This window comes from Brevibacillus sp. HB1.4B (assembly GCF_013284285.1).
Lineage (GTDB): Bacteria > Bacillota > Bacilli > Brevibacillales > Brevibacillaceae > Brevibacillus > Brevibacillus porteri.
Window position 1 is genome coordinate 537,790 of sequence record NZ_JABSUT010000004.1, and the last position, 20,715, is coordinate 558,504.

A 20,715-nucleotide genomic window follows, 5' to 3' on the forward strand; every position below is an offset into this window, starting at 1 on the left:
TTTCTTGTTCTCCTATCCGCGATTTATGCTTTTATTTGTTGTTGGACAAGTATCTTCAAAGCAGCGTGCTTGGATTCTGTCATCGCAAACAACTCGTCAAACCCAGAAGGAAGCGTCTTGTCAAGAACACGCAAGCCTTCCTCGGTAATGCCACCTTTGGTAGCCACACGTTCGATCAGCTGGTCGAAGCTAAGCTGTTCGTTTTTGAGCAAAAGAGCGGTTCCCAGCATCGTTTCCACCAGCATGCTTCGCGCCGTATCCAGGTCAAGCTCTGGTGTTTTGCGAACGGCTGCCTGCGCGAACGAATCAAGAATCCCTGCGATCAGTCCTGGTGCGCTGCTGGTGAGGATCGTCGCTGTTTCAATCTCGACCTCGGATACTTCCTGTGATTGACTAATGGAAGACAGGAGAGTGAGAAGCTCATCGCGATCCTCTGTACTTGTTCGACTGCTGCATGTAAATAGAGATACACCATGCAGCTCTTGCGAAGTGACGGTAGGAATTACCTTGCTTACGGCACCAGCATGGACGGTTTCCAAATCATCGATGCTAACACCTGCTGCAACAGAAACGATATGTACACTTTCAGGGATAGACAACTCTCGCAGTACAGGCAGGATATCCAGTGGCTTTGTGCAGAAAAAGACCAGATTTGTCTGGTTGCACACCTCTTGCGCACTTTCGGCTATGAGAATACCATGTGATGCCTGCAGATGTTCAGCCTTTTCTCTTGTTCGATTGAAGACGGTGATATGCTCGGGCTGGATCACACCGCATTTACAGAGCGATTTCACCAGCATTTGTCCCATACTGCCTAATCCAATGATTCCAATTCGCATGTGCAAAACCCCCCGCCTAATTGTAACGTAGCCTTATGAAAAAAGGTACAGCCCCCCTGTGAGAGAGCTGTACCTTTGCCGTTTCATTAAACGGATTAGTCGTCAGAGCTACGGAAAATCATGATGTATTTCGCTAACTCCAGAACAGAGATCAGAGCAGCAGCTACGTACGTCAGAGCGGCTGCGCCCAGTACTTTGCTTGCGCCACGCTCTTCTTCATTGCGAATGAAGCCCATTTTGAGCATCAGATCTTTCGCACGGCTACTTGCGTTAAACTCGACAGGCAGTGTGACGAGCTGGAAGGCAACCGCTCCGGAGAAGAAGATAATCCCGATGAGCAAAAGTCCAGCCATTTTAAAGAAGAAACCAGCCAACAGCAGCAATGGCGCTACACCGGACACCAGGTTGACTACCGGGAAAATGCGATGGCGTGCTACCAGCATCGGGTACGAGACCTTGTGCTGAATCGCATGGCCGACCTCGTGACAAGCAACGGACAGAGAGGCAATCGAGTTGCCGAAGTATACAGGATCAGACAGGCGTACGACACGATCAGTCGGGTCGTAGTGGTCAGTCAATGTACCTGGGATATGTTGAACAGGAACGTTCGTCAAGCCGTTCGCATCGAGCATGCGGCGGGCGGCCTCTGCACCGGTAAGACCGGAGGAGGTAGGAACTTCGGCGAATTTGTTAAAAGTTCCTTTCACACGAAACTGTGCCCAGAGCGACAGTCCGAATGCAATCAGAATCAGGAAATCCATAGGATGGAAAAACATTCCACACTCACTCCTCGTTGTAATCTATGAAAACGAAATGTTGCTAAGCCATACATGTAACCTTACTACTTCATTCTGTCCCATATTCATGTATACGAATAAGTCCTATGACAGTTTCACTATTTTATTGTACAATCTCTGACCATTATTGACAATGTTGCCACATGCGAAAAAACAAGACACATTCCTCGTCATCATGATTAGGAATGTGTCTGTTTTCTTGATTATCTGTCGTGATTTTGAGTTTTGTGATGCTCGGTTTTTCGCGGGTTTTGAAAGCCGGTCACTTCGAGCATTTTACTGCTCATTTTGGAATCCAACGTCTTTTCAGGAGCTTGCGGATATGATTTTTCACCTTTGGACACCGAAATATCCCCCTTGAAAACATAATCGCGAACAGGCTTATTATTTCCTTGGACAGATGCGAAAGGACGTGGGAATGGTTTACAGCTGAGAAAAGGCGCGGTCTACAGCTGCGATGGTGAATTGAATGTCCTCTTCTGTATGAGCTGTGGTCACGAACCAAGCTTCATATTTAGATGGTGCCAGGCATACACCTTCATTCAGCATCAGCTGGAAGAAGCGGGCAAAAATTTCTCCATTCGCTTTCTGAGCTGCATCATAATCATGAACAGGCTCGTCCGTAAAGTAAACAGCCAATGCCCCTTTTACACGATTGAGCTGGATGGTTACGCCGTGTTTGTTGGCTGCCTCGGTGATTCCGTTCGCAAGCATGGAGCCCAGTCGTTCGAATTCATCGTACACGCCCGGCTGCTTCAATACTTCCAGGCAGGCGATTCCCGCACGGATGGAAGCAGGATTACCAGCCATTGTTCCTGCTTGATACGCAGGTCCGAGTGGGGCGACTTGTTCCATGATTTCCTGACGACCGCCATAAGCACCGATTGGCAGACCGCCACCGATAATTTTGCCCAATGCAGTCAGATCAGGCTCGACTCCGAGGAGGTTTTGTGCTCCGCCGTAGCAGAAGCGGAAGGCCGTAATCACTTCATCGTAGACGACAAGTGCGCCCGCTTCATGCGTGATGCGGTTAACCTCTTCCAAGAAGCCAGGCTCAGGTGCCACGATACCGAAGTTGCCGACAATCGGCTCCACGAGGACGCAAGCCGTTTCGCTGCCCCATTTGTTCATAGCTTCTGCAAATGCTTCGACATTATTAAAAGGTACCGTAATGACTTCGCTGGCGATGCTTTGTGGAATACCCGCACTGTCTGGAATCCCCAAGGTTGATGGTCCAGAGCCAGCTGCAACCAGCACCAAATCAGAGTGACCGTGGTAGCAGCCTGCGAATTTGATGATTTTGACACGTCCGGTATAGGCACGTGCTACACGAATGCAGGTCATGACTGCTTCTGTACCGGAGTTGTTAAAACGAATGCGCTCCATCGAAGGGATTGCTTCGCGGATCATGTTTGCGAAGGTAATTTCCCATGGTGTAGGAGTACCGTACAGGGTTCCGTTGGCAGCTGCTTCGCAAATCGCTTCGGTCACATGTGGATGTGCATGGCCAGTAATGATGGGGCCATATGCTGCTAAGTAGTCAATATATCGATTGCCGTCCACGTCCCAGAAATACGCGCCCTGGGCACGTTCCATCGTTACGGGTGCTCCCCCGCCTACAGCCTTGAAAGAGCGGGAAGGGCTGTTTACCCCGCCTAGAATGACGTCGAGTGCTTCCTCGTGCAGTTGCGCGGATCGTTCACGTTTCATGCATATTCCCTCTTTTCTTTTGAAACTACCTCTTTTGTAAAAAGTCCTTCATTATCTTACCACAGCTGTTCAACAACTGGATATGAACGGAGAGCTATAGATGAAGGAAAGGAAAAATGATACAATTTTCAAGCAAATCACTCCATGGGTAAAGGCGGGGTCATCATGAAACTTGAGAGCATCTCCATGAAAGGAAGCGGCAAAAGCAATGAGGACGCCTATGTGATTCAGCAGGTCAAGCATGTGTATGCGGTTATCGACGGCATTACGTCGCTGATTCCGTATGAGAACGCAGCAGGACAGACGGGCGGAGCTATCGCGGCTGAGCTCGTAAAAAAGCAGCTGGAAGCAATGCCGGAGGATGCAGCTTTGCACGATTATTTGGAGACGATAAACTTAGCCCTTCAGGAGCAGATGCGGCAAAGCGGCATTGATCTTGAGAAAAAGGAAGCATTGTGGGGAGCGGCCTGTGCAGTCGTCCGTGTAGGAGATGCCCATATCGAGTACGCGCAGTTGGGAGATTGCATGATATTTGCCGTTTATGATGATGACACGGTACGACCCCTGACGCATACACAAGTCAGCCATTTGGAACAGGCAGCCTTGGCGAAGTGGGAAGAAGGAATCAAAGAAGGATTGTGTACGCGAACAGAGCTGTACGAACGATGTATGGACATCCTGATCCATAACCGCTATCAGGCGAATGGACCAGGAGGCTACGGAGTGTTGAATGGTGATACTGCCTGTCGGGATTTTATAGAGTATGGCCGCATGAATCGAGTTGGCGTGAAGGCATTGGTGCTGGCAACCGATGGTCTTTTCATGCCGAGAGCTTTAGGTGGAGCACAGCCGAAGTGGGAAGAGACGGTGCTGCCGATCGTACATAAAGGGCTGCAACGTTATACAGACGAGCTCATCTCTCTGGAAAACAACGATCCCGAGTGCATCCGCTATATCCGCTTCAAAAAGTCAGACGACAAAACGGGAATGATCCTTTCTCTTCATTAACAGTTTGGTGCAGTTTGCCTTTTGCACAATTCGATTGGCTCATATACACTACAAATGGTATTTAAGCGAAGAAAAAAGGACGGTATTCCATGATTCAGGTAAATCATTTACAAAAGGATTTCCGCATCCATCAATCCAGACCGGGTCTTGGTGGTGCTTTTCGTGATTTGTTCAGTCGGGAGTACAAGACGGTAAATGCGGTGGATGACCTTTCCTTTACAGTAGAGGAAGGGGAAATGTTCGCACTGATAGGGGAAAATGGTGCCGGAAAATCGACCACGATCAAGATGCTGACCGGAATCTTGACCCCGAGCGACGGCGAAATCGTCATTAACGGCTATGTGCCTTTCAAGCAGCGGGAAGACTACGTTCGATCCATCGGAGTTGTTTTCGGGCAGCGCTCTCAGCTTTGGTGGGACTTATCTCCGCTAGAGTCCTTCCGTCTGTTGAAAAGTGTTTATAAGGTAGACGAGGCAGAAGGAGAAAAGTGGCTGGAGCGTTTGATTGAGGAGCTGGATATTTCTCCGTTCGTCAGTCAGCCAGTACGCAAGCTAAGTCTCGGACAACGGATGCGCTGTGAAGTGGCTGCTTCCTTGATTCATAAGCCACGCCTGCTATTTCTCGATGAACCGACAGTTGGACTCGATGTGCTCGTTAAGCAAAAAATCCGGGAGTTTCTCCGCAATCTGAATGAGACGGAAAATATGACGATCTTGTTGACGACTCACGATGTGTCAGACATCGAAGCACTCTGTAAACGCGTGCTTGTCATGGACAAAGGGAAGCTGATCTTCGATGGCTTGCTGAATGACCTCAAAGAAAAATGGGGCAATGGCACAGAGGTGTCCTTCCAAATGAAAAAGCGCACTTCAACAGCCGCACTCCGTCAGGCATTGGGAGAGATGCCTTGTGAGATCGAGCAAATCAATGATTTTACCCTCAGTGTAAAAGTAGCGCGGAGTCAGGAAATGCTGCCCTTTGTTTTGTCGACAGTCATGTCATCGTTTGAAGTCAGCGACGTGAAAATCGAAGAGACGAGCACAGAGGATATCGTTCGCAACATTTATTCCTCCGACCAAGAGGTAGCCAGCCATGCGTAAGCTTTATATGGAACTCATCCGCATGAGGTTTTTGACGATGCTTGCCTATCGTGTGAACTATTACAGCGGGATCATTATCTACGCGATCAACATCGGTGCGTACTACTTTTTGTGGGGAGCGATCTACGGAGGCCAGCAGCAGCTGGGCGGGCTTACAGTGGAACAGATGACTTCCTACGTTGCGATTGCTTGGATGTCGCGGGCGTTTTATTTTAACAACATCGATACAGAAATAGCCCAGGATGTCCGAGAAGGCAAGGTCGCGATCGAAATGATACGCCCTTATAATTATTTGTCCGTGAAAACGGCGCAGGCGTTTGGGGAAGGGATCTTTCGCTTTCTCTTTTTTGCGGGTCCGGGGATCTTCCTTATCAGCCTGATTATTCCGTTTAGCTTCCCGGCGACAGGGACAGGATGGGGACTGTATTTGATCAGCTTGATGTGTGCGTTTTTGATCAATACACAAATCAATCTGGTGACAGGCTTACTGACTTTCTTCCTATTCCGAAACGATGGTATGATGCGAGCCAAGCGGGTCGTAGTGGATCTGTTGTCTGGTCTCGTGCTTCCGATCAGCTTTTTCCCGGGCTGGGCGCAAACGGTAATGGGTTACCTTCCATTTCAGGCAGTTAACTACTATCCGAGCTTGATTTTCACAGGTGCGATTACTACGGAACGTTCCTGGGAATTGATCGGTTTTCAGGTCATCTGGATGTTTGTCATACTGGTTCCCATCTTGGTGATGTGGCGTCTTGCCCGCAACAAGCTGGTTGTGCAAGGGGGGTAGAGCATGCAAAACATGAGACATATTTTCAGTATTTTTGCCGACTACCTGAGCCAGTACTTCAAGACGAGACTTGCCTATCGAACGGATTTTCTCGGGGATTTTGTGTCTAATCTGGTTTCAGAGCTTATCAATCTCGTCTTTATTATTGTCGTGTTCACGCATGTTCCTTTGATGGGGGATTGGACGCGTGATGAGATCATCTTTATCTATGGTTTCTTTTTGGTTCCATATGCATTGTTTTCGATGTTCTTCGGCTTTTGGGACTTTAACGAAAGGTATATCATTCGGGGCGAGATGGATCGCATCCTGACGAGACCGATTCACAATCTGGCACAGGTATGCCTCGAGTCGATTGCGCCAGACCGTATTTTTGGAGTCATAACCGGGATCATCATCATGGGGTATGCTGCCATTCAACTCGATTTGTCGTTTTACTGGTACGACGTGTTCATCTTTATCGGGCTCTCGATCAGCGGGGCACTGATTTACGGTGGCGTGTACACCGCGATTGCTGCGGTTAGCTTCTTTTCTGACTCGCGGACAGGGATTGCCCCGATGATTTACAACATCCAGCAGTATGGGCGCTATCCGGTAGACGTGTACAACAAGGCCATACGCTTTGTGCTTACCTACGTGCTGCCGTTTGCCTTCGTGGGTGTTTATCCGGCGGCTTACTTTTTGCGCAAGGAAGTTTGGTACACCTATGCGGCAATGACGCCAGTAGTGGCTATTATTTTCTTTGGGATTGGGCTACTCGTTTGGAACTGGGGTGTCACGAAGTATCGGGGAGCAGGTTCTTGATGATTTATAATCTGAAGTCGTTGTGGTAATATTGGATGTAACGAGATCGAAAAGCATAAGGTAAAAAAAGACCGTCCCGGCGGCAACCGGAACGGACGGTACAAAAGGCGCTTCCCCTAAAGGGGTGCGGCTCAATACTATGTTGTGAAATAGACCGCAGAGCTGTCAACTCAAGGGCGGTCTATTTCTTTTTGGTCAAGGTAACAACCAAGCCGATTAAAGCGACCAGGAACAACCCAAACTGGAAAAGCAGTCCGAGTGTTTCATTCGTTACCACAGGTCTTACCCCCTTTCAAATGGGGATGAGCCGCGACCACCCTTGAGGAGCCGATTCTATTGTACAAGCGAATGATAGCATGAAGTGCTCTCTAGTTAGCAAGTGTCTTTTTTTATTCGTTATTCACACTAAACTCATCGGAAAAATAAACAAAAAGTGTCGAGCTGGCAGTTTCCTCTATTGTCAAATCAAAAAACAGCAGTATAATATGCTGTATACAACTACACATTCCTTCGGGGCAGGGTGAAATTCCCGACCGGCGGTGATCATGCTTTGTGCATGTTAAGCCCGCGAGCCTCCCGAGCTGCAAATAGCGACGGAGTGCAGGATCTGGTGTGATTCCAGAGCCGACAGTACAGTCTGGATGGGAGAAGGATGACGACAGTACGTTTATCACACGTGCTTGTTTGCCTGTGCAAACGGGACGAGAACGTAGAGGCCAGCCCTCTTGTTTCTTGTACCTTTTATTTGCGCACGGTTTTGTCATACGCTTGCAAATGCCCTGTGGAACTTTTAGCCACAGGGTTTATTCTGTTTGTGTAACAAGACGTGTGAGCCTACAACGACTGTTGCCATTCCTCAAGAAGGAGTAGAAAAATGAGGAGATGGTAAACATGAAAGAAACAGCGCTGCATTCTTCGCGCACACGTGCAACCCAAAAGCTGGTGACGATTCCCATGCTGGCGGCCGTTGCATTTATTCTGCAGTATCTCGAGGTTCCTGTTCCGCTGATGCCAAGCTTTTTGAAGCTGGACTTCAGTACACTCCCAGCATTGATCGGGGGACTCATGTACGGACCTGTAGCTGGCGTTATTATCGAGGTACTAAAAAATACATTGCACATGCTCTTCAAAAATACAGACGGTCTGTTGATCGGTGAGCTCGCAAACGTCGTAGCAGGATCAAGCTTTATTTTTGCGGCTGTCTACATGCAGCGTCTCGGCCAAGGCAAAAAAGGCTTCCTGACTGGTCTTGCTCTGGGAACGCTGTTGATGACGATTGTCATGGCTGTGGCAAATGCATATGTGCTGTTGCCTGCGTACGCTGTGCTTTATCAAATGCCGATTGAACAGCTCTTGACCATGTTCAATGCGACAAGTATCTGGTCTTTGGTTCTGTACGGAATCGTACCATTCAATCTCTTCAAAGGTGTTATGATTTCAGTGGTTGCGTATCCGATCTATGTGAAGCTCGGCTCCAGAATCGCTGCGCGTACCAACAATTGACAACCACGATGTGACTCGCTAATATGTTTAGTTAATAGATAGTCACAAAAGGCTATGAAAGGACCCGCAGCTATTCCCCGTGACAGAGAGTCGGCCCTAGTCTGGAAGGCTGATACGTAAAGGATAACTGCACCCCATCCTGAAGCCGCTGGTGAAGAGCTTAGCCGGATGCCCACCGTTATCGGGTTATCGAGAGGACTATGGCTATGCTGTAGTCAATCAGGGTGGTACCGCGGAAGTTGATCCTCCGTCCCTTTTTGGGATGGGGGATTTTTTGCATTTTACGTAAGATCAAAAAGGAGCGTAGACGGATGAAAGAGGACAAAGCGTTTGTAAAAGAAATTACACCGCAATCGGAGGATTTTTCGCGTTGGTACATCGATGCCATTAAAAAGGCGGATTTGATGGACTACACACCGGTACGCGGCTGCATCGTGTTCAAGCCGGATGGCTTTGAGCTCTGGGAGCGAATTCAAGAGGCGATGAATAAGCGCTTCAAAGAGACAGGACATCGCAATGCCTATTTCCCGATGCTGATCCCCGAGTCCTTCTTTCAAAAAGAAAAAGAGCATATCGAGGGCTTCAATCCAGAGTTGCCTTGGGTAACAGAGGCTGGGGGCGAGCCGCTAGAGGAAAAGCTCGCGCTACGTCCAACCTCCGAAACGATCATCGGACATATGTACAGCCAATGGATTCAGAGCTACCGCGACCTGCCTGTATTAATAAACCAATGGGCAAACGTTTTTCGTTGGGAAAAGCGGACGATGCCGTTCTTGCGGACATCGGAATTTCTCTGGCAGGAAGGCCACACGGCACATGCGACAGAGGAGGAAGCTCGTCAGGAAACGATGCAAATGCTGGAGATTTACCGAGAGGTCGTCGAGCAGGAGCTGGCCATTCCAGTTTGGAAGGGACAAAAAACACCAAGTGAACGCTTTGCTGGTGCTGTCGACACGTATTCCATTGAAGCGATGATGAAGGATGGCAAAGCAGTGCAAGCGGGTACCTCGCACTATTTGGGCGATAAATTCGCGCGCGGCTTTGAAATCAAGTTTTTGGATCGTGACAATCAGTTCAAGTACGTTCACACCACATCATGGGGAACCTCTACGCGACTGATTGGTTCGATGATCATGGTGCATGGCGATGACCGTGGTCTAGTGTTGCCGCCTCGCATGGCTCCGACACAGGTTATTATGATCCCAGTCGGTCCGATGAAGCAGCGCGAGAAAGTCATGGAGGCGTTTGATCCACTCTTTGACGAGATCAAGGCCGCAGGAGTGCGTGTCCGTGCTGATCTTCGTGAAGAAACACCCGGCTGGAAGTTCAATGAGTGGGAAATGTGCGGGGTTCCTCTGCGTCTGGAGCTCGGCCCACGCGACGTGGAAAATGGTCAAGTCATTCTGGCTCGACGTGATACAGGGGAGAAGGTGACGGTTTCACTTGAAGGTATCGCGCAAACAGTTGTACAACTGTTGGAAGAGATTCAGCAAAATATGTTCCAAAAAGCACTAGCCTTCCGTGATGAGAACTCACATTTGGGGATCGATACACTGGAGCAGCTGTCCGCTCATATTGCCAAAAGCGAGAGCGAAAACAAGCTGAGTGGATGGGTGTTAGCTGGCTGGTGTGGGGATGATGCTTGTGAATCGAAGATCAAAGAGGAAACCAAGTTCACCTCTCGCAACATCCCGTTTGAGCCTCCTGTACGAAAGAAAGCCTGCATTTGCTGCGGTAAAGACTCACAGCATAGCGTCTGGTTCGGACGGGCGTATTAATCAAAAAAAGGGTGTGTCCACGCTTCGGCGGCAGGGCACACCCTTTTTTCATCTAGCGTCTGAGTATCCAATCGGTAAAAGCGTGCACATCCGTAAAGTGGTAGTCAGGCTCGGGATCGAATTTTCCCGACTTTTGTGTAACCAAAAGCCAATCCACACCGACTGTTCGCAAACCAGCGGCTCGACCAGCCAACACGTCAGCATCACTGTCGCCTACGAAAATGGTTTCCGCAGGCGTAGCGCCTAGCTGTTTCATAGCGGTAAAAATACCTTCTGGATGAGGCTTTGGATGTGTGACCTCATCCCCTGTGATCACGACGGAAAAATACGAATCTAATCCCCATTCTCGAAGGGAGATGTCAGCGCTTTTTCGTCCTTTTCCTGTTACGATTCCCATTTGGATACCTGCTGAGTGAAGTTCGTCGAGCATGCTTCGGATATTTTCCGGGTTTTGTACGCGGGAGTGTTCATCTGTGTATACACGATAAAAATGAGCGAGGGCGTTGTCATGCGCATGTGGGGGAAGCTCGTTTTGCAAAATGCCTATTTCTGTGGGGCCAAAGAGAGCTACAATCTGCTCGTCAGTATAATGCTCTTGTAAAAACTGCTGAAAGGTAGAGCGAAAAGCGGTGAAGATCAAGGGGAGGGTATCGGCAACTGTGCCGTCGAAATCAAACAAGATCGTCCGCATTGGAGTCCTCCTTTGATTAGAAAATGAAAGAAAACCATCGTATCTGATGGTTTTCTTGGTGACTTACTCATCCGAATCATCAAAAGGGTCATCTGAATCATCTGTTGGGTCAGCTGGAGTCAATGGGAACAGGATGTCGAAAAACTTGAATTTTCGACGGCCAGGTTCCGATTTGAACCCTTTGTACTTTTGCAACAGCTCAGAGATGTCTTCCACAAATTGATTGCGTTCATCTTGACTCAAATAAAATTCAGTCAAATTAAAAGCGAACGTATTTTGGTATTCTTTCCGAACATCTTGGTCACTTGCGACGAAGCGATTGAGAGTTCGCATGAGATCCTTTTCCGTAGTACGAAACGGAGTAAACATGACATCACTTAATTGTTGAGCGTTTTCTTCAATCATCAATTGGAGCTTGACCTGAATGACCTTGGCAACAGGCTCATAATATTTCTCCACAATAGAGCCTTTTACCCGGGTATCCACTTGCTCGAGCAGCCCAACACGCACGAGCTCCTTCACATGGTAATGTAGCCGTGCAGCATTTTCGCCTAGTTCTGTAGCGATTTGTTTGGCCGTTCTGGGCTCCAAATCTTCAAAGAGTTCCAAAATTTTAACCCGTTCCGCTATAGCAAGCGATTTTAGCGCTTCTGGATCTGTTACTTCAAAAAACTCTTTCATGCGAATTCACCATCCAACTGACTAGGCCAAATTTTATTTTTTTTTATTCTATCCTTTTCTGAATCAAAGCGCAACTTGTATGCGGATGAAGTGACTACTAGATTGTGGTAAAATGGGACCAGCGAAAACAGGATATTATCGAGAGGAGGGAAAAGTTTGACGGCAGTAGGACAAGCTGCACCTGCATTTACTTTGCAGGCGAGCGACAATCAGACCCTCTCACTTTCCCAATTTTATGGACAAAATGTAGTGCTTTATTTTTATCCGAAGGACCAAACGCCGACATGTACCACAGAAGCATGCGACTTTCGTGACTTCCATTCGGGCTTTGCTGAGCTGAATTCAGTTGTTCTCGGAATCAGTCCGGATTCTGTGAAATCGCATGACAAATTTATCGCGAAGCACGAATTGCCTTTTCCACTTTTGGCAGATCCGGATCACCAAGTGGCAGAGGCTTATGGTGTGTGGGTATTGAAAAAAATGTACGGACGAGAGTATATGGGCATAGAACGCACGACGTTCGTCATCGACAAAGAAGGCAACATTGCAAAAGTATGGGCAAAAGTAAAGGTCAAAGGGCATGTACAGGAAGTGCTTCAATTTATTAAGGAAGAGCTTCAATCCTAACGTTTATTTCGCAACGGGCGAATGGAGGAACATACAAATGAGTGTATCCACAGAATATGTTGTACAAAGCTTTTGCCAATTGGCGAACATCCCAAGTCCGTCTGGCAATACGGAAAAAGTAATGGCCTGGGTTGCACAAGAGTTAGAAGATCTTGGCGTTTCCTATAAACGGACAAATAAAGGGGCAATCGTTGCAACCGTAGCGGGGGCCAATAACGACAAAGCAAGACTCTTGACCGCTCACGTCGATACGCTGGGCGCGATGGTAAAAGAAATAAAGAGCAACGGACGTTTGAAGCTGACCTTGATCGGTGGATTTGCATTCAATGCGATTGAAGGGGAGCACTGTGTTGTAGAGACTAGTAGCGGTCGTCTTGTAACTGGTACGATTTTGTCTACCAAAGCTTCCGTGCATGTATACAGCTCAGAAGCGGGGAAAGCTGAGCGCAATGAGGCGAACATGGAAGTTCGGCTGGATGAAAAGGTCACAAACAAAGAGCAAGTACTTGCGCTTGGGATTTCCGTCGGAGATTTCGTCTCCTTTGATCCGCGCGTGACGGTAACGAATAGCGGCTTCATCAAGTCCCGCCATATCGACGACAAAGCAAGCGTAGCTGTGCTGCTTGGGGTTCTAAAAGAACTGAGTGAATCCGGTGTGAAGCTGCCTTACACTACGCACTTTTTTATCAGCAATAATGAAGAGATCGGCTACGGCGGCAACTCCAGCATCCCTGCCAACGTGGTGGAGTATCTGGCTGTCGACATGGGCGCGATTGGGGATGGACAGACGACAGATGAGTATTGTGTGTCCATTTGTGCGAAGGATTCCACTGGACCGTACCACTACGGATTGCGCAGCCATCTGACCAAGCTCGCACAAGCGAACGGTCTGAACTACCAAGTGGACATTTATCCTTACTATGGTTCTGACGCGAGTGCTGCACTGAGAGCCGGATATGACGTTGTCCATGGCTTGATCGGACCGGGAGTAGATGCATCCCACTCCCATGAACGTACACATAAAGAAGCACTCGATAACACGGCAAAGCTCGTTATGGCCTACCTTCAATCAGAAGAAATGCAAGCATAGGAGGGCCAGATGAGCAATATGTATCAATGGGCTGACTACTATGATCTCACTCAACGCGGTGTTCCGGGTGATGTTGAGTTCTATCTGGAACAAGCCAAGCTGGCAGGGGGAAACGTACTAGATCTCGCTTGCGGCACCGGAAGAATCAGCATTCCGATGGCGCAGGCTGGCATCGACGTTACCGGAATTGACCTATCCCAAGATATGCTGGCAAGGGCTCAGGTAAAAGCAGAGGAACAAGGTGTAACATCCGGCTTGAAGCTATTGCAGGGGGATATGCGCACCTTTGATCTGCAGGAGTCATTTTCGCTGATTATGATTCCTTTTCGATCGTTTTTGCACCTGTTGCATGTTCAAGAGCAAATGAAGGCATTGACGTGCATTCGCAAGCATCTGGCTCCAGGTGGGAAGTTCATCATGAACGTGTTTGTCCCCAAGATTCATCATTTTTACGAGGAAAATGAAAAAATGTCCTTGCGTGGCACGTATCCACTCCCGTCGGGGGAAGAGGTTGCGATGTGGGATTACACTCGTTATGACCATTTTCAGCAACTGTCCGAAGTGACACGCATATACGAGCGTACGGATGCACAGGGAGTTATAACGGAACGGGTGAGGGGCCGATTTACTCTCCGCTATATTTTCCCCGCGGAGCTCCATCATCTGCTTCGTTTAAACGGCTTGAAGGTCACACAACGATACGGTTCTTTTGCAAAGACACCTTTTGATGCGAATAGCTCAGAGTTGATTCTGGTCGCAGAAGCTTTGTAAACGGAACCTGTGGAGGGGATTCGGAATGAAGATTTATACAAAGTCAGGGGATAAGGGCGAGACGTCACTGGTTGCAGGTGTCCGCGTGCCTAAGTTTGCGGACCGTGTAGAGGCATACGGTACGTGCGATGAAGCCAACTCGCAGATTGGATTGGCACTGGCTCTGTTGCCTGCGACAGAAGAATGGAAGGAATTGCAGGATGTCTTCCATGTCATTCAGACAAAGCTGTTCCATGTAGGGGCTGAGCTGGCGACGCCAGAAGGCAAAAAGGTAGGCTGGCCAATTGCAGAAGAGGACGTTACTTTTCTGGAAGAGCAAATTGACATGCTAGATGCAAAGTTGCCTCCGCTCACCAATTTTATATTGCCTGGCGGACATCCGGCTGCGGCAGCCTTCCATGTTTCGCGTACGGTCGTAAGACGTGCAGAGCGCAAAGCAGTCCATGTGGCACAGCAGGAGCAGGTAAACCCGTCCGTGGTCAAATACCTCAACCGCTTGTCTGATTATCTGTTCGTTGTGGCTCGTCATATTAATAAAGAAACAGATGCAGTTGAGAAAACGCTGCACGAATAGGCAAAAGCCCCCTGTGATCAAGCAGGGGGCTTCCCTTTTTTATTTGGTCCGCAGGTAAGTGGTGATTCCCGGGAGAAAGTCGATTTTCTCTGTGTGAAAAGTATCGTAGAGAAGCTTTCCGTCCTTACATGCGTTTCCTTCTAGCAGCATGGTGAGCTGCGTGTTGGTAATCGGGAAAAAGGGGAATCTCTCCATCATATTTACCACAGGCTTCATGAAAGCAAGGGGAATGTGAAATTTATTGACCTTCCGCTTACCGATGGCCTCGCCAATCGTATCGAGGATTTGCCCGTAGGAGAGTGGTTCGGGCCCACCTGTTTCGTAGGTTTGATTGGTTGATTCGGGTCTGCTCAAGGCTTGGACGAATACATCGGCCACCGTCTTGCGAGCAACTGGTTGCAAAGGGTAGGAGCCATCGCCAATGACCGGTGTGACAGGTAACCGAACCAGGTCGGCGAGCATGTTCACGAATTCATCCCCAGGACCAAAAATGACAGATGGACGGAAAATGACGTACGGAATACCGCTTGCTTGAACAAGCTGCTCCGCTTCGTATTTGGTTCGGTGATAGGCACTCGTGGCGTTTTCACGTGCACCCAGAGCACTCATATGGACAAAACGTTTGATTCCAGCTTGCTTGGCGGCCTCCAGTATATTTTTTGTGCCTTCTACATGGATACGCGAAAAGAGAATGCCTTTCCCCGGTTGTTCGCGAATAATTCCGACGAGGTGAATGACAGCATCGCAGCCTTGCATCGCTCTCATCAGTGATTCTTTATTAAATAGATCGCCAGTTGCTTCCGTTATATGCGCATTGGCGGTTCCGTTGTAGGGAAGCTTAGATGTTGAACCAGCTCTGGTGAGGCAAACCGTCTCATATCCTTCTGCCTGCAAGCGCTCGAGTATACCCCTTCCAACAAACCCTGTGGCACCAGTCAGGAATACTTTCATGGAAAACCTCCTCCCGTTAAATCCTTCCAGACTTATTGTACAACAGGTGCAGCTTGCGGTGCTATCGATCGCTGTGTTGACCAAGGCGGTATAATGTAGGGAAAAGGGGGATATATTTATGGCACAACGCAAAGTACCTGTGGCCGACATTTTGGATAATTTGCAGCAGCTTTATCCGGATGCGCACTGTGAATTGAATTATACAACCCCGTTTGAACTTCTCATTGCGACCATTCTTTCTGCCCAATGTACAGATAAACGGGTGAATGAGATTACGGCACCCATGTTCCAGCAGCTAAACCAGCCGGAGCATTACCTTCATTTGACACAGGAAGAAATGGAAGAGCATATAAAAGGTCTCGGGTTGTATAAGAATAAGAGTAAAAACATTTTAGAGACCTGTAGAATCTTGTACGAAAAATACAATAGCGTAGTTCCACAAACGCATGCAGAGCTCGAAGCATTGCCAGGGGTAGGGAGAAAGACTGCAAATGTCGTTTTGTCTAATGCATTCGGAATTCCTGCGATTGCGGTGGATACGCATGTATTCCGCGTCGGAAACCGGTTAGGCCTTGCGAATAGCGACAATGTGGACGAAGTGGAGCGTCAGCTCATGAAACGCATTCCAAAAGAGAAGTGGACGGATGCGCATCATTGGTTAATCTGGCACGGCAGACGTGTATGTTCGTCGCGCAATCCACAGTGCGGCAGCTGTACAATCCAATCCATGTGTAAGTTTGCACAAGCGGAAGCCAAAAAATCCAAAAAACCTGCAACCAAAAAGCCCGCAAAAGCAAAGTGAAAAACTTGATTTTCCACTTCTTTCTTTTCAAATCGGATGAATGGATATTGACAGTTTTCGCCGACTAGACGTACACTTATTTATAGTAATTCTAATCAATGACATTAGAGAAGCTTGTTCTTTTGTCTTGCGAAAGACTGTGGGGTGTAACAAGATGGTACAACGTGTGGAGAAAGCTGTTGAAATCCTGAAGAATACCGGGGTTCGCATGACACCACAGCGCCATGCAATTTTGACCTATTTGCTGGAAACGATGACTCACCCGACGGCTGACGAAATATATAAAGCCCTTGAAGGCAAATTCCCGAATATGAGCGTTGCAACGATTTACAACAATCTGCGAGTCTTTAAAGATGCTGGATTGGTTACAGAGCTCACTTACGGGGATGCGTCCAGCCGATTCGATGCCAATGTGGAAGAAGATCATTATCACGCAATCTGTTCCACCTGTGGTGCAATCAGAGACTTCCACTTTCCGTATTTGCGGGATGCAGAAGTAGCTGCTTCCAAAGACATCGGCTTCAAAGTAACCGGGCATCGTATGGAAGTTTATGGCGTTTGTGATTCCTGTCAAAAGAATCCCCACTAAGAATGTATTGGATGGATGAGCACCTCCTGCTTGAATCGGATAATCCCGGTGATGCAGGGGGTGTTTGCTTTTGGAGGACATAACCCTTTCTGTCGATATCTGTAACCTTTTGGCTTCTCATACGTCTTCTTCTTGGTAGGAAGCTTGTCCGTGAATTACCAGAATACAAAAGGTTGTGAATGGATTGAACCAACGCTATGATCGAAATAATGAGTCAAATCATACAGCCCAAGTCAGAAGACAGGCTTATGTACCGGGAAGCAGGTGGAGATTATGAGCAGGGAGTCGGGTAGAACTCTGCGACCAAGACGAAGAAAACGAAGGGTTTTTCGCACGATGTTTTTGTTAAGTTTTCTCTTGTTGGCCATCTTCGGCAGCATTTACTGGTTTTTTGTGCTCCGTGCCTCAACTGAGCATGTGCAGCCGTATGATGGAGATAAAAATGTGATTGTATACGAAGGCTCGCGGAAAGAGTCCTCGTATATATTGGAATCAGAGCAAATATTGCTGCCCTTTGATTTCATTAAAGAGAACATTGATCCAGCGATTTTTTGGGATGAGCCCACACGTTCCGTTATCGTCACGACGAAGGATAAGGTGCTTCGGATGGAGAGCGGAGAAGTTGTCGCCTATCTGAACAAAAAACCTGTGGATTTACTCGTTCCGGTGAAAGAGGTCGACGGCACACGCTATGTCCCGTTGGATCCTTTGGAAAAGCTGTATCCTTATTCTTTTGAGCGAAAAGCAGATACGGGTGTCCTGGTCGTCGAAAAAGAGGGCTACGAAATCCAGCAAGCGAAAGTGATCGCTGCCGAGGAAAAACAAGCAGTCCGTACTGGTGCTTCTCACCGAACCCCGATTGTAGCAGAGCTGTCTGCGGGTGAGGTTGTCGACGTTCTTGGCAAAAAGGAAAACTGGTATCGCGTTTTAAACGCCTCGGGAGTAGGAGGATTCATTTCAGAGAAAAGTATTGAGATGACGGATGTGCGCAAAGTCCAGCTGGAGCATTCGACTGCTACCGGACAACAACACGCTACTTGGAAGCCTGAGGGCAAGATCAACCTCGTATGGGAGCACGTCGTCAATAAAAATCCGGATGTTTCAAAAATTGGTGCACTACCAGGGGTAAATGTAGTTTCTCCTACTTGGTTTGAAATGAAGGATGCAGATGGAAATCTGTTGAACAGAGCCGATCCTGCGTACGTCAAATGGGCCCATAAGAGGGGCTACAAGGTTTGGGGTTTAGTTACAAACGGCTTTAATCCTGATTGGACGAAGTCCGTTCTCAGCAGCTATGACAAGCGAGATAAGTTAATTGCCCAACTCTTGTACTACGCTCATCTATACGATCTCGATGGTATCAACATCGATTTTGAGAACGTGTATTTAGAAGAGAAAGAAGAACTCGTTCAGTTTGTTCGGGAGCTGACGCCGTATCTCCATCAGCAAGGACTGACCGTTTCCATAGATGTGACGATCAAGTCAAACGCTAAGCAATGGTCCATGTTCCTGGATCGGAAAGCTTTGGCCGAAGTCGTCGATTATGTTGCGGTGATGACGTATGATGAGCATTGGGCAGCGAGTCCAAAAGCTGGTTCTGTCGCATCGTTGCCATGGGTGGAGCGAGGCTTGCAAGGAGTGTTGGAAGAGGTCCCTAACGAAAAACTGCTGCTGGGTGTACCTTTTTACACACGCTTGTGGACAGAAGCCAAGCAGGCTGATGGCACTGTGAAGGTTAGCTCCAAGGCTTATTCCATGACGAAAGCCCAGGAATGGATCAACGAACGCAAGCTGACGCCAGTTATGGATGAAGCTTCCGGTCAACATTACGTGGAGTACAAAGACCCGAAGGATGGCAACGTCTATAAAATGTGGATAGAAGATGTAACTTCTATGAAGAAGCGTATGGAGATCGTTAATAAGTACGACTTGGCGGGTGCAGCTTCTTGGCGCCGTGGTTTTGAGGTGCCGGAGATATGGCAAGCAATTGACGAGACTCTGAAATAAAAGACAGACAGCTTTCACGAAAGAAAGCCACCTGCACCCCGAATGCTCGGGAAATAGCAGGTGGCTTTTTACGTATAGATGAAAGGAATCATATTATGTCTGGTTTTGTTGAGGATGTCCGTCTTCAATGCGTAAAGGTTGTCCACAAAACATACAGGCGTCTTCTTTACCCAACATCTTCGTGACTTTTTGGCATGAAGGGCATTGCACCTGTGGAGCCGAAGTGGAGACCATCCCGGAAATCATAAACAAGACTGTACTGCCCATTGTCAGAATGAACCCGATGATCAAAAGCAGCGTCATAAAAATGTAAGAGCCTTTTAAGAGGCTTCCAAGTAAAGGAATAAAGTCCAAATAACCTGCAAAAAATGCGTACCCTGTATACATCAGCAAAATGCCGATTACCATGCTCCAGTTGCCCCATGTGCGCATGCGTTTGATCTTGCTCAGGCGTTCTGTATTTTTCATGATCATTCCTCCTACCCTATAGTATAGCATACAAAGGATTTGTCTGTTGACAAGCAGGAAACGGACAAGACTTGTAGAATCCATAAGTTCAACCCAGGGGGCAGGGAGGAACAAGGCATGACTGTAAGGCAGACGTATCTGAAAAATCTCCAGCAGCGTTTGGATGTGCAAGCGGTGCTTGTTTTGAATGATTCGGATATGCTAGTCCCCTTTCGCGAGGGAATCTTTTATTTCGTCGTAGTAAATGAGCCCCAAGCTGATGGTAAAATCCGTCGCATGCTTTTTCAGGAACAAGTAATCATCGAGCAGCAAATCAGCACGTGGCAGTTGGAGAAGGGAGTCATCTGTGGTTTGGATGAACGACTTGCCGAGATGCTTCGAAGGGCAGAAATCGTTTGGGACAAAGAGCATTATATGAAACAAATGAAGCTACGCCTGGCTAGTTTGTCATCTTCTCTTCAGAAAAAACATATCTGTAAGGAGTATTCCCAAATCCTTCGTTTTTTCCACGAGACAAAAGAGTTTTTGCAGCAAGGCATGATGCTGGATGCGCATCACTCTGCCATTCAAACGATTCACTATTTGGCTCGTCTCATTGTATATGAAGCGGGAGATCATCCTCAGCCAGCATTATGGACGCAAGTCAAACAGATAGATCCTTCTATTTATAAGTTGTATGAGGAGCTATCTTTTAATGCAGAAGCATTGGAGAAGCGAATTGAACTACTTGTACTGGCAATTGAATTTTGGATCGCATCCAGAACAAAGGAATCTGTTCGATACCTGGTTGAGCTTATGGAGACGAAATCAGGGCCTTGGCGTTTGGAAGAGTTGATGAACCACCCGATGATTCAAGAGGCAGAGATTGAGATTCCTCTCGTGATAGATAAGATGCTTCAGCGCTTGTTGATCCAAGAGATCGTATGCAAAGAAGGGGGAAATGGCGACAGAGAAACAGGTTTTATTTTAATGGGATAAAAATTTTTCAATTAGTGTTGACTTCAATTTGTGATCCATGCTATATTAACAAACGTTGCTGCTGCGCTAACGCAGAGCGGCCGAGAAAAAAGTTTAAAAAAACACTTGATTTCACAAGTGGTTATGTGGTAAATTAAGAAAGTCGCCTCTGGGCGATGAGGAA

General features: G+C 47.8%; 23 protein-coding genes and 1 riboswitch. Of the genes, 14 read left to right on the plus strand and 9 right to left on the minus strand.

Features of this window, described 5'->3' with window-relative positions; all coding sequences use genetic code 11:
- Positions 1 to 23: 23 nt before the first annotated feature.
- The 4 genes from HP398_RS13245 to HP398_RS13260 all read right to left on the minus strand — a co-directional run bounded on the left by HP398_RS13245 (position 24) and on the right by HP398_RS13260 (position 3,346).
- Positions 24 to 839, minus strand: coding sequence for a pyrroline-5-carboxylate reductase family protein (locus HP398_RS13245; protein WP_173622798.1), 816 nt, complete (start codon positions 837 to 839; stop codon positions 24 to 26).
- Positions 840 to 934: 95 nt separating this feature from the next.
- A complete protein-coding gene (locus HP398_RS13250; RefSeq protein WP_047073720.1) occupies positions 935 to 1,615 on the minus strand; it encodes a zinc metallopeptidase in 681 nt (226 codons plus the stop codon).
- A 224-nt stretch (positions 1,616 to 1,839) separates the two neighbouring features.
- Positions 1,840 to 1,980: a hypothetical protein gene (locus tag HP398_RS13255; protein WP_007729817.1), complete on the minus strand. Its 141-nt coding sequence runs from the start codon at positions 1,978 to 1,980 to the stop codon at positions 1,840 to 1,842.
- A gap of 79 nt (positions 1,981 to 2,059) precedes the next feature.
- On the minus strand, positions 2,060 to 3,346 hold the full coding sequence (locus tag HP398_RS13260) for a glutamate-1-semialdehyde 2,1-aminomutase (RefSeq protein WP_217368655.1): 1,287 nt from the start codon (positions 3,344 to 3,346) through the stop codon (positions 2,060 to 2,062).
- Between the two features lie 165 nt (positions 3,347 to 3,511).
- Between HP398_RS13260 and HP398_RS13265 the strand changes: the two genes are divergently transcribed.
- From HP398_RS13265 to HP398_RS13280, 4 genes are all read left to right on the plus strand, one after another.
- Positions 3,512 to 4,354, plus strand: coding sequence for a protein phosphatase 2C domain-containing protein (locus HP398_RS13265; RefSeq protein ID WP_254476072.1), 843 nt, complete (start codon positions 3,512 to 3,514; stop codon positions 4,352 to 4,354).
- An 89-nt stretch (positions 4,355 to 4,443) separates the two neighbouring features.
- Positions 4,444 to 5,454 carry an ABC transporter ATP-binding protein gene (locus HP398_RS13270; protein ID WP_017250165.1) on the plus strand — a complete coding sequence of 337 codons (1,011 nt, stop codon included), beginning with the start codon at positions 4,444 to 4,446 and terminating at the stop codon, positions 5,452 to 5,454.
- Positions 5,447 to 6,241, plus strand: coding sequence for an ABC transporter permease (locus HP398_RS13275; protein WP_173622800.1), 795 nt, complete (start codon positions 5,447 to 5,449; stop codon positions 6,239 to 6,241). Before HP398_RS13270 ends, HP398_RS13275 begins: the two co-directional genes overlap by 8 nt.
- A 3-nt stretch (positions 6,242 to 6,244) precedes the next feature.
- Positions 6,245 to 7,042: an ABC transporter permease gene (locus tag HP398_RS13280; protein ID WP_017250167.1), complete on the plus strand. Its 798-nt coding sequence runs from the start codon at positions 6,245 to 6,247 to the stop codon at positions 7,040 to 7,042.
- A 181-nt stretch (positions 7,043 to 7,223) separates the two neighbouring features.
- On the opposite strand, the gene HP398_RS30945 is transcribed toward HP398_RS13280, so the two are convergent.
- Positions 7,224 to 7,319: a putative holin-like toxin gene (locus tag HP398_RS30945; protein ID WP_012684786.1), complete on the minus strand. Its 96-nt coding sequence runs from the start codon at positions 7,317 to 7,319 to the stop codon at positions 7,224 to 7,226.
- A 225-nt stretch (positions 7,320 to 7,544) separates the two neighbouring features.
- Positions 7,545 to 7,699: riboswitch (FMN riboswitch) on the plus strand.
- A 234-nt stretch (positions 7,700 to 7,933) separates the two neighbouring features.
- Between HP398_RS30945 and HP398_RS13285 the strand changes: the two genes are divergently transcribed.
- Together HP398_RS13285 and proS are read left to right on the plus strand one after the other, a co-directional pair.
- Positions 7,934 to 8,545, plus strand: coding sequence for an ECF transporter S component (locus tag HP398_RS13285; protein WP_017250168.1), 612 nt, complete (start codon positions 7,934 to 7,936; stop codon positions 8,543 to 8,545).
- A 311-nt stretch (positions 8,546 to 8,856) separates the two neighbouring features.
- Complete coding sequence (proS, locus tag HP398_RS13290; RefSeq protein WP_173622801.1) at positions 8,857 to 10,323, plus strand: proline--tRNA ligase; 1,467 nt, start codon at positions 8,857 to 8,859, stop codon at positions 10,321 to 10,323.
- A 52-nt stretch (positions 10,324 to 10,375) separates the two neighbouring features.
- Here the strand turns inward: proS and HP398_RS13295 are convergent, their stop codons facing one another.
- On the minus strand, positions 10,376 to 11,014 hold the full coding sequence (locus tag HP398_RS13295) for an HAD family hydrolase (RefSeq protein WP_173622802.1): 639 nt from the start codon (positions 11,012 to 11,014) through the stop codon (positions 10,376 to 10,378).
- A 63-nt stretch (positions 11,015 to 11,077) separates the two neighbouring features.
- Positions 11,078 to 11,695, minus strand: a complete 618-nt coding sequence (locus HP398_RS13300; RefSeq protein WP_017250171.1) for a winged helix-turn-helix domain-containing protein — start codon at positions 11,693 to 11,695, stop codon at positions 11,078 to 11,080.
- Between the two features lie 156 nt (positions 11,696 to 11,851).
- Here HP398_RS13300 and bcp point away from each other — a divergent pair, with 156 nt between their 5' ends.
- From bcp to HP398_RS13320, 4 genes are read left to right on the plus strand one after another with little or no spacing between them, the layout of a single operon-like run.
- Entirely contained in the window at positions 11,852 to 12,322 is a 471-nt protein-coding gene (bcp, locus tag HP398_RS13305; protein WP_017250172.1) for a thioredoxin-dependent thiol peroxidase, read from the plus strand.
- A gap of 37 nt (positions 12,323 to 12,359) precedes the next feature.
- On the plus strand, positions 12,360 to 13,412 hold the full coding sequence (locus tag HP398_RS13310) for a M42 family metallopeptidase (protein WP_173622803.1): 1,053 nt from the start codon (positions 12,360 to 12,362) through the stop codon (positions 13,410 to 13,412).
- A 9-nt stretch (positions 13,413 to 13,421) separates the two neighbouring features.
- Complete coding sequence (locus HP398_RS13315) at positions 13,422 to 14,183, plus strand: class I SAM-dependent methyltransferase (RefSeq protein WP_069846627.1); 762 nt, start codon at positions 13,422 to 13,424, stop codon at positions 14,181 to 14,183.
- Between the two features lie 25 nt (positions 14,184 to 14,208).
- Positions 14,209 to 14,757: a cob(I)yrinic acid a,c-diamide adenosyltransferase gene (locus HP398_RS13320; RefSeq protein ID WP_017250175.1), complete on the plus strand. Its 549-nt coding sequence runs from the start codon at positions 14,209 to 14,211 to the stop codon at positions 14,755 to 14,757.
- Positions 14,758 to 14,796: 39 nt separating this feature from the next.
- Here HP398_RS13320 and HP398_RS13325 read toward each other — a convergent pair whose 3' ends face one another.
- Positions 14,797 to 15,708, minus strand: coding sequence for a complex I NDUFA9 subunit family protein (locus HP398_RS13325; protein ID WP_173622804.1), 912 nt, complete (start codon positions 15,706 to 15,708; stop codon positions 14,797 to 14,799).
- Positions 15,709 to 15,826: 118 nt separating this feature from the next.
- On the opposite strand from HP398_RS13325, the gene nth reads away from it, so the two are divergent.
- From nth to HP398_RS13340, 3 genes are all read left to right on the plus strand, one after another.
- On the plus strand, positions 15,827 to 16,510 hold the full coding sequence (gene nth / locus HP398_RS13330; RefSeq protein WP_017250177.1) for an endonuclease III: 684 nt from the start codon (positions 15,827 to 15,829) through the stop codon (positions 16,508 to 16,510).
- 154 nt (positions 16,511 to 16,664) lie between these two features.
- Complete coding sequence (gene perR / locus HP398_RS13335) at positions 16,665 to 17,099, plus strand: peroxide-responsive transcriptional repressor PerR (protein ID WP_017250178.1); 435 nt, start codon at positions 16,665 to 16,667, stop codon at positions 17,097 to 17,099.
- Positions 17,100 to 17,372: 273 nt separating this feature from the next.
- Positions 17,373 to 19,106, plus strand: a complete 1,734-nt coding sequence (locus HP398_RS13340) for a glycosyl hydrolase family 18 protein (protein ID WP_173622805.1) — start codon at positions 17,373 to 17,375, stop codon at positions 19,104 to 19,106.
- A 93-nt stretch (positions 19,107 to 19,199) separates the two neighbouring features.
- On the opposite strand, the gene HP398_RS13345 is transcribed toward HP398_RS13340, so the two are convergent.
- Positions 19,200 to 19,574, minus strand: coding sequence for a YgzB family protein (locus HP398_RS13345; protein WP_007728760.1), 375 nt, complete (start codon positions 19,572 to 19,574; stop codon positions 19,200 to 19,202).
- Between the two features lie 117 nt (positions 19,575 to 19,691).
- Here HP398_RS13345 and HP398_RS13350 point away from each other — a divergent pair, with 117 nt between their 5' ends.
- Positions 19,692 to 20,552, plus strand: a complete 861-nt coding sequence (locus HP398_RS13350; protein ID WP_173622806.1) for a nucleotidyltransferase-like protein — start codon at positions 19,692 to 19,694, stop codon at positions 20,550 to 20,552.
- The last annotated feature ends 163 nt before the right edge of the window (positions 20,553 to 20,715 follow it).